Here is a 12,924-nt window from a genome sequence, read left to right as displayed (position 1 = left end):
AGGGCCAAGACGATCGCATAGACCTCAGTGTCAGAAATGTTGTGCTTGTGCGCGTTCGCCAGGTTCTCGGCTTCCTGCGCCTGTTTTTCGTCGTCAAACGTGCACGTCTGCCACTTTCCAGACCGGCCGACTCGCCAGCGGACGATCCAGGAGTTCCCCCGTGGGTTCATCTTTGCCATGCAGCCGAAGGTAGCGAAATCCGTGATCGCATGCGAACACGGAACGTGCACTTCGGTGCTTGCTGAGCGCTGCAGACGACGCTTCAAAACCTGCTCACCTGCGTTTATAGATAAACGTGCAGGTCACGCTGGGTGTATGAAGCGCACTGGCAGTGTGGGGGTCGGCAAGCGTTGAAGGTCGCTATGCCGCTGATTCAACGGAGCCCGGCGGTTGCTGTTTTGCCTTTCCATTCTGAATAGAGGGGAGGGTGGAATGCAAACACTTGACTGCATCCGTTAACCCAGGTTCCTATGATGCTCAATGATATGTGCCACGTACCGTATTTGCGGGGATAGCCACCGGGGGCAAGACTTGGGCAGTGGACGGTGTTTCGGCCACGGCTCGCCGCATTGGTATGCCGCGGGTGGTCGCTGATCGAGGGTGCGGAGAGCGGTCTGGTCGCCGTGGGGAGGCGGTGGCCGTAGATGTCGAAGGTGGTCTTTATCCAGGCGGGGCCCAGCCTGAGCTGGATGGGGTGAGCAGTTTCGCGGCAATCGCCTTCTGCCAGGACAACCTCTGATTGCCGCCGTGGTGCTGCAGGTGAGAGATGCGTAACACGCTAAACCGGCGCCTCACCCGGCCGATAGAGCACACAAGGCCCGTCGGGCCGGGAGAGGTCGGGCTGATGCACTCCGTCCACGCACCGGCTTCACCGGTCACCGACGCCACGATCGGCGCGATCCTGGCCGGGCGACTCGTGCGACCGTTGTTCCAGCCGATCGTGGACCTGTCCACCCGTACGGTGATGGGGTTGGAAGCGCTCGCGCGCGGCCCGGTCGGCAGTGCTCTGGAGTTCCCGGACCGGTTGTTCGCCGCGGCCAGCGTCGCGGGCCGGCTCCGCGAGTTGGACATTCTCTGCTCCGAACGGGCTCTGGAATGTGCGCTGGCGGTACCTGTGCCGCCGCCGCTGTTGTTCCTCAACGCCGAGCCGGCGGTGATGGATCAGCCGCCGTCGCCGCGACTGGTTGAGCTGGTCAGCAACGGACCGCCGTTCCGGGCGATCCTCGAATACACCGAACGTGCGCTGCCGGCCGTGCCCGGGAGCATGCTGCGGGTGGCCGGGCGGGCCCAGCAGCGGGGCCTCGGTATCGCCTTCGATGACGTGGGCGTGGATCCGATGTCGCTGGCCTTCCTCCCGATCCTCGAACCCGAGGTCATCAAGCTCGACATGAGCCTGATCCGCAACCCGCACACCGCACACACCCGCACGGTATGTGCCCTGGTACGCGCGGAGGCGCAACGCACCGGCGCCGTGGTGATCGCCGAGGGCATCGAGACCGAGGCCGACCTGCACGTCGCCCGTGAGCTCGGGGCGACCTGGGGGCAGGGCTGGCTGTTCGGCCGCCCGGCACCGATCGACCAGACCGGCCACCGCTACGACCCGGACGCAGCGAGCCTTCTGCGGATGCCGCGGCCGGGCTTCCACCAACCCACCGGCACGCCGTTCGAGGTCGCCGTTCGACACCTGCCGGCCGAACCCGTCCCGGCCGAGGCCGTCGCGGCGGCGCTGGCCCGGATACGTGACACCGCCGCAACCGACGATGCCTCGATCGTCGTGGCGTCCTGCCCCGAGGCCGGCCTGCCCGGGATCACCATCTCGTTGCAGGAACTTGCCGGCGGGGCCCGGTCGGTCATCCTGCTCGACCGTCCCGTACCGGACGAGTTCGCCGCGGCGGTGATCGGGCCCGAATTCGGGTACGCGGTGTGTGTTCGTGCGGGACATACCGTCGAACTGGTGACCCTCGATCACCTGCCCACGGTGGCGGCCGTCATCCGTGTTCTGCTGAACCGGCAGGGATAGTTGTTCGCCCGGGAGACCCATGAGGCCCGCGCGCATCCGGAGGGGAGCTCGACCAATACCTCTGGGGCATTCGGCCGCAGCACCAGGACTGCGACGCGGATTCAGCAAGCTCCGCGGCTTCCCGGTCGGTAGCGTGGGACCCTGAGGCAGACCGGACCTGTTACGCGCTGGGAGCCGCGACCAGACCGGCGGCGCCGAGTCTTTTCGACCTCGGCCCGGACGCGAGGTCACCGCTGGGACCAACGGTACGCGAGAGGCTGACGGGATTCTCTCTCGTCACTGCGCCGCCGCGCCGTATCCGGGGTTGGACCGGGTGTGCCGCGGGAGCAGACACCCAGCGTTAGGCAGCTGGTCCAGGGGGCTGCGATGAGGAAATGGCTGTGGCGGCGCGACCGTGGTTCGCACACATTCGGGTGGCGGCGCGCCTGGGTTGTGGTGGCCTCGGTGCTATTGGTCATCGCCTGCGGTGTCGCGGACCTCGCAACACCGCCGCAGTTGATGCTGTTCGGGGTGGTCGTGGTCGGGCCGATGCTGGCGGCGGCGTCGGCACGCCCCTGGTCGGTGGCCGCCATCGGTGCCTTCGCCCTGGTGGTGGCGTGGGCCACGTCGTCGTGGCAGGGGTTGTCGGGAACCACCGACCAGGTGTTGCGGCTGTGGGTGATCGCCGGGTTGAGTGTGCTCAGCGTGGCCGTCGCCCGCAATCAGCAGGTCTTGGAACGCCGCGCCTTCCAGACGGCCGAGAACAAGTCGACGCTCGCCGCGATCGTGGACTGGTCGGAGGACGCGATCATCACCAGCACCCTGGACGGCACGATCACCACCTGGAACGACAGCGCGACGCGCCTCTACGGCTGGACCGCACAGGAGGCGGTCGGACGGAGCGTCACCATGCTGATGCCGCCGGAGAAGGCGGCGAAGGTGCCGGGCATCCTGGCCGGGCTCGTCGAGGGTCAGGGCGTCGGTCTGCTGGAGACTCAGCGGATCTGCAGGGACGGCACCGTCATCGATATCTCGTCGAGCGTCTCACCGGTGCGCGATGAGCACGGCACCGTGGTCGGTGTGGCCGGGATCGATCGCGACATCACCGCCCGCAGACGCGCCGAGGAGCAGCGCCGGCAGATCCTCGAACGCTCGGCCCGCGCGGAGCGGTTGGAGAGTCTCGGCCAGCTCGCCGGGGGTATCGCGCACGACTTCAACAACCTGCTCGCGATCAACCTCAACTATCTCGACTTCGCCCTCGAGCAGATCACCGACCCGGACGTGCGCGACGATCTCCTGCGTGTCCGCGGCAGCGCCGAACGCGCCCGGGACCTGACGCGGCAGCTGCTGCTGTTCGCCCGCCAGGAACCCGCCAACGCTGAACTCATCGACCTCAATACGGTGATCGCCGAGACCCGTACCCTGCTCGGGCGCAGCATCGGCACGCACATCGAACTGGTCGCGCACCTGGCCGAGGAGCCCGTCACCGTCAAGGCCGACCGCAGCCGCATCGAACAGATCCTGCTCAACCTCGTCATCAACGCCCGCGACGCGATGCCCGACGGCGGCGTCATCGCCATGGAGGCCAACCCGGTCGACGTCCCCGACGACCCGACCCGCCAGCCTCCGCTGCCCGCCGGGGCCTACGTGCGGCTCCGGGTCACCGACACCGGCACCGGCATCCCCCCGGAGGTCGCCGAACACATCTTCGAACCGTTCTTCACCACCAAGGCCGAACAACACGGCACCGGACTCGGGCTGGCCACCGTGTACGGCATCGTCACCGACGCGGGCGGCACCATCACCGTGAGCTCCGAACCCGGCGCCGGCACCACCTTCCAGATCCTGCTGCCCCTGGCCATCGCGGACGAGCCCTCGCAGCCCTGGACCCCTGCGCCGGCGCCCCGCGGCGACGGCCGGCGCGTCCTGGTGGTGGAGGACGACAGCGAGGTAGGCGAGATCGCCGGCCGCATCCTCGAACGCCACGGCTACCAGGTCGTGATCGTCGGACACGGCCGCGAGGCTCTCGATCAACTCCACCTCAGGGCGTTCGACCTACTGCTCACCGACGTCATCATGCCCGGCATGTCCGGCCCGCAGCTCATCGACGTGGTCCGCCGGGAGTACCCGACGATGCCGGTACTGCTGATCTCCGGCTACACCGAGGACATCGCCAACGTGCACCGGCTACGCGCCGCCGGCATCCCGATGATCCACAAGCCGTTCACGGCCGAGGAACTGCTGCATGCTGTCTACCGGGCGGCCACCGACGCCGAACCCATCCGCCCCACCACCGAGTGGGAAGGGCGAGCGAATGCTCGTCCAGCTGGTTCGGCTAGGCAGGCTCCGGGGTGTAGGGCCCCGTAGCGGCGGTCCTCGGCGCAGCTGTGATCGCCGTGTAACTCGACCTGCTGTACCCGGGCTCGGGTAGTAGACCCTTAAAGCCGTCGTTGTCGCCGTACAGCGTGCCGTTGAGGGCGGTGACCACTGCCTCTGCAGCGCCGGGTACCGGCGGGGCGTCTCACGCAGGACCGCGGGCAGCAGGCTGTACAACGCCGAACCGACGAAACCGACCCGCACTGTGGCCAGCTCGCCCCGGGCTACCCGCACCGTCGTCGACCGCCCGGTGCGCCTCACCCAGCAGCCGCCGGGCACCGGCCAACAGCACCTCCCCCGCCGGGGTCAGCCGCACCCCACGCCGGTTGCGTGCCAGCACCTGGTACCCGAGGGCGTTCACGAGGGCCTTGACCCGGTAGCTCAGCCCCGGCTGGCTTAGGTGCAGCCGGATCGCCGCACGGCCGAAGTGCAGCTCTTCCGCCACCACGACGAACAGCCGCAGGTCGCCCAGATCAACCGCTGGGGCGCCGGCGCCGGTCATCGGCAGCGCCATCCGACACTCCTTTCTCCGCCATCGTCGCGGCGATGCGACGGCGCCACAGTAGCCGCCGACGATGTGAAGAACAGATGCGAGCACTGCGTGGCCGGTGTCAAGGTTCCGGCCGCTATTTAGAGGTGCTCGAGGCCGGAGGTCGCCAGCAGTTTGCTGATCCGCTCGCGAGACTCGGCGGGCACGGCGGCGGGCAGCGCCCGCAATAGCTGTCCGGCGTCGTGCAGGCCGGCCACCCGTTCGTTGACCTGGTCGAGGTCGGCGAATTCCAGCCGGGTTCGCTCGATCCGGCCGTGCCGCAGGGCGGCGTCGACCCGGCGCGGGCACCGGCAGGCCGCGCTTTCGGTGACCAGGCCGCAGTGCGCGCTCAGATGGTCGCGGACGCGCTGCCGAGCACGGGACAGCCGTTTGCGGTAGGTGGCTGCCGGCACGTCGCAGATATAGGCGCCGTCGTCGGAGTTGACGCCGAGGATCTCCCCGAGGATGTATGCGATGCGGTGTTCGCGGTCCAGGCAGGTCAGCAGGGCGTGAGTGCAGGCGAGTTGGACCTCCCGTTCGAGCAGGGCGGCGTCCGGGGCGGCGCTGGGCCCAGCCGACAGCCCGTCGAGCAGGTCGGCGGCGAACCGGTCGAAGGTCATCTCCATCCGTTCGACGCAGCTTTTGGAGCGGTCCATCAGGTAGTTGACCGCGACGCGGTGCACCCAGGTGGTGAACGCCGCGTCGCCGCGGTAGGTGGACAGCCGGGTGATGACGCGGATCAGGATCTCCTGGGTGGCGTCCTGCGCGTCCGGCGGCCGTGCGGTCATGCGCAGCGCGAGCCGGTAGACCCGGTCGTGGACGGCGCGGACGAGCCGCTCCAGCGCCCGGCTGTCACCGTGGTTCGCGGCGGCGGCGAGCAGCTCGAGCGACTCGTCCTCGTCGTGCTGGTCGACCGGTCTCATGTGGTGGTGACGGTACCGCGAGGCTGGTCGATCAGGATCAGCCACGACCCGTCATCCTGGCGGCGCAGCACGTCGGCGCTCACCCCACCATCGCGGTGGCTGCCGCCGTCCGGCAGGGGCGCGGCCATGGTCCACGTGTTCGACACCAGGGCGATGTCATCGACGATGACGCAGCCGCCCGCGCCGATGTATTCGATCCTGGGCCGCATCGCGGCGAACCCGTCGAGCGCGGCACGGATCTGTTCCGGGCCCCGCAGCGAGGTGCCTGGTTGCGGCTCGAACACGGCGTCCGGTTCGTACAGGGCCAGCAGCCCGTCGACGTCGCCGGCGGCGGCCCGTTCGGCGAACAGCGACATCAGGTGCTGCGGGCTTGACGCGGTGGTGGTCATGGTGGCCTCTCCCGTCAGGTTGTCCTCACCTGGGTTGGACGACCGGCTTGCATGATTGTGACCGCCGGACCACGCCGACTTTCCGTCTCCGCGTCACGGGCTGCGTCACCGCGTCGCGAACAGCACCGCGATCGTCGACACGACGGCCGCGGCCGTGAGTGCGAGGATCACGGCGGCGGCGGGTCCGCGGCGGTCGACCGGGAGCCGGCCGAACAGCCGGGACATCCGGCCGAGCACCGCGAGGGGTGGCGCGGCGAGCCACACGTCGCGTTCGACTCGGCGGCCGGCGAACCGCACGATGCCGGGTAGGTGCCCGACAGCGCGCATCAGCGGCCCGACCATGGCGCGGCTGCGTCCACGCGCCGGGACACGACCGGCGGTCAGGTCGGTCAGCGCGGTGCGCAGGGAGTGCTCGTCGTTGGCCCAGTGGGCCCGGTGCCGGATGACGCCGGACGGGTCGATGAGGTAGGCCGAGTTGGGTTTCGGGCTCATCGCCCGGTGCAGCCGCCCGTCGATGTCGTCCACGGCAATCTCAAAATCGATGCCGTGGTGGTCGCGCAACTCCGCGGCGTGGACGCGTTTCTCGGCGAACGTCTGCGGCTGGCCGAAGACGTCGCCGGGGTGCGCCTCGCGGGTGTTGACGAGCACGAACCGGACCCGGGCGCCGAACAGCGCGTGCAGCCGGCGCAGAACCGGGCCGGCGCTCTCGGTGACCGGGCAGGTGCGGGAGCCGAACACCATCAGCACCGGCAGCGGGCCGAGTTCGGTGTCACGGTACCGGCCGCCGTCGAGGGTGACGAGGTCGAACGCCGGCACCCGGTCACCAGGGCCCGGAGCGTCCCGGTCGAACGTCAGGTCGTCGAGGAGCAGCGCCGAGCCGAAGCGCGTGAACCGGTAGGCGTCAGCGGCGCGGGCGTCCGCGCGAACGGTTGGTGCGATCATGGAAGATCCTTCCGAGTTGACTGATCGGTCAAATGTTGGGCCATGAGAAGGGCCGTCGACACGGCCCGCGGGTTCAGCGGGGAGCGGCGAGCAGCTGCCGGAAGTCCTTCTTGGCTTGCAGGACGAGGCGCGGGTCGTCGTAGGCCTTGGCCAGCAGGGCCAGCCCTTGCAAATGGGCGAGCAGGCGCGTCGCGGCGGGACCCGTCTCGACCGCCGGGTCGACGTCGCCACGGCCTTTCGCCTCGCTGATGGCGTCGGTGAAGTACTGGGTCCAGGCGTGCAGGATTCGGGCCGCGTGGGTGCGGGGCTCGTCGCCGTGGCCGGCGAGCTCTCCGACGAGACCGCCGAGCGGGCAGCCGGGGGTGACCCCGCCCATCGCGTCGCGCATCAAGCTCAGCCGCTCCGCGAAGCTGTCGACGAACCGGTCGATCCGCGCCAGCGGCGGCACGTCGTCGACGAACGCCTCGTCCAGCACCGCGCTCATCAATGCCCAGTTCCGCTCCAGCACGGCCATGCCGAGCGCCTCCTTGGAGGGGAAGAAGTGATACAGGCTCCCCTTGTGCACCCCGGCCGCGCGGCAGACGTCCTCGGTGCTGACCTGCGCCAGGGACGCACCGTGCACTAGATCGCGCGCGGTCGCGACGATGCGTTCACGGGTGTCTTTCGCCATCACCACCTCCGTTGTTGACCGTGCAGTCAAAATTAGCCGCACTTGACCGTTCAGTCAACAATGGTTCGGCGACCTCCTACCGCGCGGGCCGGGCAATGAAGGTTTGCCGGCGAGGTGTTGCTGCGGACTTCCGCCGGTGGAGTGGAGCGGTACCGGCTGGCCGTGGTGGCGGGTGAAGGGCGCAGGAGAAGGCGAACGCCGAGCGGTATCCGACCGCGCTGCTCGGTGTCCGACCCGAATGGGAAGGCGTCGCGGAAGAACCCGGAGATGTCGACCCCGGCTTGGAGCCGACGATGCGGCGCACGTAGTTTCGGTCCTCGGGCTCGTGCACGCGCTGAACGGCGGCTTCGTGCCCCGCAGCGGCGAGCCGGACGGGCCGGCGGGCCCTCGAACTTGGCGAACTGGCCCCTGGCACGGCGGCGCTGCTACCGGCCATGCTCACCAGCATCGCCATCGGCATCAACGTCGCGGCCCGGGCCGGCGCCACCGCCACTGAACTCGACACGATCGTCGTCGGCGGGGACCGAGTCCTCAACCTCGCCCACGAACCCGACCGCATAGCCAAGGCCATTTCCGAAGTCGATCCCCGTTCGGCGAACCCGTCCTGCGGGCTAATACCTCAGCCGGTGGACCGGGAATCAGGAGCCGGTCGCGTGCCAGGAGGTGTCGGTGTCGGACCAGCGCACCACAGCGGCTCAGTGTTGATCCGCTCGTTGGTCACCGGTCTGCTGCGCGGCACCGGCGGTTCGGCTGGCCCGGCCGGCGCGGACGGCGCCCGCAACTACGGTGCCGAGCAGGAGCAGGCCGAAGAGCACCGCGATCCACACCGCACCGGACCCTTCGACCACCTGCACCAGTGAGCGTTGCAGGCTCTGCGCGGCGGCGATGATGGGGTCGTCGACGTTGCCGCGCAGTTCGTACCAGCCGTAGTAGGCGACGTAGCCGCCGGCGAGTAGCAGCACCACCCCGGCGAGGCGGGACATCGCCGGGCCGAACCTGCGCAGCCGGGTGACGGCCGCCGGGCGGGCCAGCGCCACGGCGAGCGCGGCCGCACCGACGAGAAGTCCCATGCCAGCGGCGTAGGCGACGAACAGCGAGGCACCGGCTACCACTGATCCGGCGCGGAAGCTGGAGACGACGATCGCCAGGAACGGCGCGATCGTGCACGACAACGACGCCAGCGCGTACCCGGCGCCGAACAGCACCATCGACCCGGTCGACCGGCGGACCTTCGGTCCGCGCGCCGGGCGCAGCCCGAAAGACGGCAGCGTCCGGCCGGCGATCAGCCATCCGGCGAGGAGCACCAGCAGGAGCCCGAACCCGACGGTGAACCACGGCAGATACCGGTACAGCAGATTCGCGACCGGTGAGATGACGAGCCCCACGGTGCCGAACACGGCGACGAACCCGGCCGTCATCGCGGCGGTTGCGCCGAGCGCCCGCCGCACCGCGAGGCTCCGGCTCGGGCGGTCGTCACTGACGATCAGTAGCGACAAGTACACCGGTAGCAACGCGAACCCGCACGGATTGATCGCCGCGACAAGCCCGGCCGCGAGAGCGAGCCCGAGGTCGCCCATCAGGTCAGCGCACTGGCGCGGCCGAGCAGATCGTCGCCGTTGAGGACACCCTTGTGCACCACCGCTCCGCGGCTGTCCAGCAGCACAAACGTGCTCTGCGACGTCACCGCAAACTTCCTCCAGACCGCACCTGCCTCGTCCGACAGGTGCGGTACCCCGTCGAGCTTCCACTCGCCGATGAACCGCCGCATCGCCGACTCGTCGTCCAGACCCCCGACACCCACCACGTTGACCTTCCCGGCCAACTGCTCGGCGGTGGCCTTGACGCCCTTGGCCTGACCGGCGCACGTCGGGCACCACGGCGCCCAGAACCACAACACCGTCGGCCGCCCCGCAAGGGTGGCACCGTCGAACTCCGCACCGGACACGGTCCTCGCGGTGAACGCCAGCGTGGACGGCACGGCCCCGGTCGCGGAGGGTGCGGTGCCCGTCGCGGCCGGGCCGGTGGTGGACGACCTCGCAGCATCAACCGTCGCGGGCGGCGCGGCGGGCGGCGCGGGATCGTCGACGCACCCGGCCAGCAGCGCTACTGCGGCAGACACGGCGACGAGCGGCAGAACGAGACGGCGGATGACCACCACCAGACCCTACAAGCGGCCACGGCCGTCAAATCTTACGAACCGGTGTCGTTGCCGACGCGGCGATGCTCGACCTGTCCAGCCGGTCAAAAGCGGGCAGCCCTGCTGCAGGGCCCGCCAGACATCGTCCGGTGCTCGATAGTGCGGCTCGGATCGGTATGCCTCAGCGATTGCGGTGGCCAGATCCAGTTAGCGGGCGGCCGAGGCCAGGGTGCCGGCCGGGATCGGCGGGTCGGGCGCCTGGCAAGGTGCTGATGACGGGCCGGCGTGTGTCTACTTCCGCCACCGGACCTTCCTGGTGACGGTCTGCCGCGTTCACCCAGCTCGAGGCGGCCGTTGCCGCGCCGTCGACACGAGCCGGTGGCCGACGGTCCGTGGATAGTGGATACCAGTCGACGGTGGTCGCCGCGGCCGGTCCAGGCGTCGCTCCCGCGCCTACGGCACGTACTGGGCGCGGCTGGTCGAATGGTGGGCGAGTGCGGGGCGGACGGCATCCGGCCAGCGATATCGAGGCGCGTAGCTCGGCTGTGCGGTCCGTCTCGTTGTTGGGAGCGCCACTACCGTGGCGGCGGTGTGGCGGTGAGAACGCCAACTCCGCGTCCCGGGTCTTCTCTCACGCTGTCCGCAAGGACCTCGGGGGTTCCTCAGAAATCCCGCAGCCCGTGCCCACGACTTCCTCAAGCATCGAGTACGTGAAGGTCTCGATACTCGACCCAACGCCGCGAACGGGGGACCCGCTCGGGTGTGACCACCAGGAAGCAACCACTGACGAATGGACTCTGCAATGCTGAAGATCATCGACCGTAGGCGTATGTCCCGCGGTCTCGCGCTGGTCGCCGCCACCGGAATCACGGCCAGCTCCCTGCTCATGGGGGCGGCCCCCGCCAACGCCGCGAGTCTGCAGAGGGCGACGTTCGCGGACCGTGTCGAGTTCCTCGGCAACGAGAACAACAGCGACGTCTCGGGCCAGGTGAAGTTCACGGTCCGGCCTAACGGCGACTGGAACATCTACTCGGACACTCGCAACGGCCGTCCTGCCCTTCGCAACGTCCAATGGACGTGCGACCTCCGCGTGGGCTCCGCCACGATCCGTACCCAGACCAACACTGTCAAGATCAAGAGGAAGAGTAACCACACGTTCGACACGACGGGCAACGACGTCACCGTGGCCGCCCTGTACGACACCATCGCTACCTCTGGTGCGACCGACTGCGACATCCACTTCGGTCAGTGAGTTTGAGGTAGCACACAAGGGGTCGCCTGCGGCGCGGGCGGCCCCTTGTGCCGCATCAGCGCACCACCGGACGGGTGGCCGCCGTCCGCAAGGGCGTCATCGACGGTGGTGAGGAACTCCGGCCGGCGCCGTTGTCCGGTACGTACCGGACAACGGCGTGTTCCGTATACCCTCCAGGTCTTGCGTCGCCTCGCGACGTAGTGCGTCGGCTCGCCGGGATGGCTCCCGTCCGTAATTTCAGCCACAAAGCCTCTGTATGGCGTTCAGTGCGCGTTTTTCCTCCGCGTCTCGCCGCAGGATGATGGCCTCATGACCAACGTCCGTCCCATTCGTCAGCTGGTTATCGCCGACGGCGAACCGGCGTCACGACCGCGAGTCGGCCGCCTACTCGCGCTGCTCTTCCCGGCTACGGCGGCCATGTACGCGCTGTTCAACGGCATCTCGTTGGTCATCCTCCCGGCCCAGGTGGAGGAGGTGGACCCGGCGTCGAAGGTCGGCAACCTCGCCCTGCTCACCACACTTGCGGCCGTCGCGTCGATGGTCGCCATCCCCGCCGGGGGCGCGATCTCCGACCGTACCCGCTCCCGCTACGGGCGCCGGACGCCGTGGATCGCCGCGGCCGCGGTGGTCTCGGCCGTCGCCTGCATCCTCATGGGGTTGGCCAACAACCTGCCAGGACTGATCGCGACCACCGTGGTGCTGTGGTTCGCGGCGAACTTCTACTCGGGCGCGATCACGGCGATCCTGCCCGACCGCATTCCGCAGAACCGTCGTGGCCTGGCGTCGGCGGTCATCGGGATGGGCACCCCGGTCGGCGTCGTCTTCGGAGTCCAGGTGGCAAGCCGGGTGGGCCAACTGGCCGCCTACGCCGTGATCGCCGCGGTTCTGCTGGTCACCACCGCGCTGCTGCTGGTCGGTGCCCGGGAGGGCTCGGCGCGCGACCTGCCGGCCGCTGTGCGGAGTCGGGGAAGGCTGGGGGAGTCGTTCCGGTCCTTCTTCGCCGCGTTCGCCACCCGGGACTTCCGGTTGGCCTTCGTCAGCCGGTTCATGCTCTTCGCGTCGTACTTCGTGGTCAGCGGCTACGCCTACTACACGCTGCAGGACTACATCGGCGCCGGCAATGTGCCCGACGGCGACGTCGCGGCGGCGGTGAGCACCATGCTGACGCTGAGCATTGTGGTCTGGGTGGTCGTTGCCACTCTCGCGGGCTGGATCGCCGACAGGGTGGACCGTCGCAAGCTGTTCGTCGGGGTGAGCGCCCTCGGCGTCGCCGCGTCGATGACGATCCCGCTCGTCATGCCGACCTGGACCGGGATGCTGATCTACTCCGCGTGCCTGGGGGCCTCGATCGGCACCTACTTCGCCATCGACCTGGCGGTCATGTCCCTGGTGCTGCCCGACGCCGACAGCGAGGGCCGCGACCTGGGCATCCTGCAGGTGGCCACCGGCCTGCCCCAGCTGCTCGCCGGCGCGGTGGCCGGCGCGGTGATCACCTGGGGCGGCGGCTACCCCACGCTGTTCGTCTTCGGCGCCCTCTGCGCGGCGGCATCGGGCGTGCTGATGCTCCGCATCCGCAGCATCCGGTGACCCGTTACCCGCCCCGCCGAACATCCCCGCGCCCGGATGCAGGTCATGACCGCACTGCGGCTTCCCTGAACGCATCCTGACCACCGCGGACAGGATCTCCGTGGCCGACGCCATGCAGGC

11 protein-coding genes are annotated in these 12,924 nt (G+C 69.2%); 4 read left to right on the top strand and 7 right to left on the bottom strand.

What is annotated here, in order from left to right; genetic code table 11:
* Positions 1 to 844: 844 nt before the first annotated feature.
* Together ACIBSW_RS12530 and ACIBSW_RS12525 are read left to right on the top strand one after the other, a co-directional pair.
* Positions 845 to 2,020, top strand: a complete 1,176-nt coding sequence (locus ACIBSW_RS12530; RefSeq protein WP_354729043.1) for an EAL domain-containing protein — start codon at positions 845 to 847, stop codon at positions 2,018 to 2,020.
* 444 nt (positions 2,021 to 2,464) lie between these two features.
* Positions 2,465 to 4,366, top strand: a complete 1,902-nt coding sequence (locus ACIBSW_RS12525) for an ATP-binding protein (protein WP_354729045.1) — start codon at positions 2,465 to 2,467, stop codon at positions 4,364 to 4,366.
* A gap of 154 nt (positions 4,367 to 4,520) precedes the next feature.
* Here the strand turns inward: ACIBSW_RS12525 and ACIBSW_RS12520 are convergent, their stop codons facing one another.
* The 7 genes from ACIBSW_RS12520 to ACIBSW_RS12490 form a co-directional block, all read right to left on the bottom strand.
* Complete coding sequence (locus ACIBSW_RS12520; protein WP_354729047.1) at positions 4,521 to 4,889, bottom strand: LysR family transcriptional regulator; 369 nt, start codon at positions 4,887 to 4,889, stop codon at positions 4,521 to 4,523.
* A gap of 116 nt (positions 4,890 to 5,005) precedes the next feature.
* A complete protein-coding gene (locus ACIBSW_RS12515) occupies positions 5,006 to 5,827 on the bottom strand; it encodes a sigma-70 family RNA polymerase sigma factor (RefSeq protein ID WP_354729049.1) in 822 nt (273 codons plus the stop codon).
* On the bottom strand, positions 5,824 to 6,216 hold the full coding sequence (locus ACIBSW_RS12510) for an SgcJ/EcaC family oxidoreductase (RefSeq protein ID WP_354729051.1): 393 nt from the start codon (positions 6,214 to 6,216) through the stop codon (positions 5,824 to 5,826). The genes ACIBSW_RS12515 and ACIBSW_RS12510 overlap by 4 nt, the downstream gene beginning before the upstream one ends.
* A 105-nt stretch (positions 6,217 to 6,321) precedes the next feature.
* Positions 6,322 to 7,158, bottom strand: coding sequence for a hypothetical protein (locus tag ACIBSW_RS12505; RefSeq protein ID WP_354729052.1), 837 nt, complete (start codon positions 7,156 to 7,158; stop codon positions 6,322 to 6,324).
* Positions 7,159 to 7,231: 73 nt separating this feature from the next.
* On the bottom strand, positions 7,232 to 7,828 hold the full coding sequence (locus ACIBSW_RS12500; RefSeq protein ID WP_354729054.1) for a TetR/AcrR family transcriptional regulator: 597 nt from the start codon (positions 7,826 to 7,828) through the stop codon (positions 7,232 to 7,234).
* 695 nt (positions 7,829 to 8,523) lie between these two features.
* Positions 8,524 to 9,405: a cytochrome c biogenesis protein CcdA gene (locus ACIBSW_RS12495; RefSeq protein WP_354729056.1), complete on the bottom strand. Its 882-nt coding sequence runs from the start codon at positions 9,403 to 9,405 to the stop codon at positions 8,524 to 8,526.
* Positions 9,405 to 9,947, bottom strand: a complete 543-nt coding sequence (locus ACIBSW_RS12490) for a redoxin family protein (protein WP_354729058.1) — start codon at positions 9,945 to 9,947, stop codon at positions 9,405 to 9,407. Before ACIBSW_RS12490 ends, ACIBSW_RS12495 begins: the two co-directional genes overlap by 1 nt.
* Positions 9,948 to 10,767: 820 nt before the next feature.
* On the opposite strand from ACIBSW_RS12490, the gene ACIBSW_RS12485 reads away from it, so the two are divergent.
* The gene (locus ACIBSW_RS12485) at positions 10,768 to 11,217 is read left to right on the top strand and encodes a hypothetical protein (protein WP_354729060.1); all 450 of its coding nucleotides are present in this window, start codon (positions 10,768 to 10,770) and stop codon (positions 11,215 to 11,217) included.
* Positions 11,218 to 11,526: 309 nt separating this feature from the next.
* Complete coding sequence (locus ACIBSW_RS12480) at positions 11,527 to 12,804, top strand: MFS transporter (protein WP_354717615.1); 1,278 nt, start codon at positions 11,527 to 11,529, stop codon at positions 12,802 to 12,804.
* The last annotated feature ends 120 nt before the right edge of the window (positions 12,805 to 12,924 follow it).

It is taken from the genome of Actinoplanes sp. NPDC049668 (genome assembly GCF_044465445.1).
Taxonomy (GTDB): Bacteria; Actinomycetota; Actinomycetes; order Mycobacteriales; family Micromonosporaceae; genus Actinoplanes.
The sequence above is the reverse complement of the archived record's forward strand: the minus strand, read 5'-3'. Positions and strand labels throughout refer to the sequence as shown.

Bases quoted from the DNA above. Each gene is read 5' to 3' on its own strand.
- ACIBSW_RS12480 (WP_354717615.1), top strand. From the start codon at position 11,527: ATGACCAACGTCCGTCCCATTCGTCAGCTGGTTATCGCCGACGGCGAA.
- ACIBSW_RS12510 (WP_354729051.1), bottom strand. From the start codon at position 6,216: ATGACCACCACCGCGTCAAGCCCGCAGCACCTGATGTCGCTGTTCGCC.
- ACIBSW_RS12505 (WP_354729052.1), bottom strand. From the start codon at position 7,158: ATGATCGCACCAACCGTTCGCGCGGACGCCCGCGCCGCTGACGCCTAC.
- ACIBSW_RS12515 (WP_354729049.1), bottom strand. From the start codon at position 5,827: ATGAGACCGGTCGACCAGCACGACGAGGACGAGTCGCTCGAGCTGCTC.
- ACIBSW_RS12500 (WP_354729054.1), bottom strand. From the start codon at position 7,828: ATGGCGAAAGACACCCGTGAACGCATCGTCGCGACCGCGCGCGATCTA.
- ACIBSW_RS12485 (WP_354729060.1), top strand. From the start codon at position 10,768: ATGCTGAAGATCATCGACCGTAGGCGTATGTCCCGCGGTCTCGCGCTG.
- ACIBSW_RS12520 (WP_354729047.1), bottom strand. From the start codon at position 4,889: ATGGCGCTGCCGATGACCGGCGCCGGCGCCCCAGCGGTTGATCTGGGC.
- ACIBSW_RS12530 (WP_354729043.1), top strand. From the start codon at position 845: ATGCACTCCGTCCACGCACCGGCTTCACCGGTCACCGACGCCACGATC.
- ACIBSW_RS12495 (WP_354729056.1), bottom strand. From the start codon at position 9,405: ATGGGCGACCTCGGGCTCGCTCTCGCGGCCGGGCTTGTCGCGGCGATC.